We start from the raw sequence: 505 nt of genomic DNA on the forward strand, positions 1-505 counted from the left end.
TTAGAACCATTTTGGTCAAGCCCTCGACCGATTAGTAACAGTCAGCTCCGGACATTACTGCCCTTCCACCTCTGCCCTATCTACCTCGTCGTCTTCAAGGGGTCTTACTTCTTTCGAATGAGAGATCTCATCTTGAGGGGGGCTTCACGCTTAGATGCCTTCAGCGTTTATCCCGTCCGGACTTGGCTACTCTGCCGTGCACCTGGTGGTGCAACAGATACACCAGTGGTCCGTCCATCCCGGTCCTCTCGTACTAAGGACAGCTCCTCTCAAATATCTTACGCCCGCGCCGGATAGGGACCGAACTGTCTCACGACGTTCTGAACCCAGCTCGCGTACCGCTTTAATGGGCGAACAGCCCAACCCTTGGGACCTACTCCAGCCCCAGGATGCGATGAGCCGACATCGAGGTGCCAAACCACTCCGTCGATGTGAACTCTTGGGAGTGATAAGCCTGTTATCCCCAGGGTAGCTTTTATCCGTTGAGCGATGGCAATCCCACTTT

1 rRNA gene is annotated in these 505 nt (G+C 54.5%); it reads right to left on the reverse strand.

The features are described from left to right. Positions 1–11: 11 nt before the first annotated feature. Positions 12–505, reverse strand: a 23S ribosomal RNA gene (locus WS34_RS15140); the annotation flags it as partial.

Origin of the sequence: Odoribacter sp. N15.MGS-14 (assembly GCF_000980245.1) — a bacterium.
In the GTDB taxonomy this organism is placed as follows: domain Bacteria; phylum Bacteroidota; class Bacteroidia; order Bacteroidales; family Marinifilaceae; genus Odoribacter; species Odoribacter splanchnicus.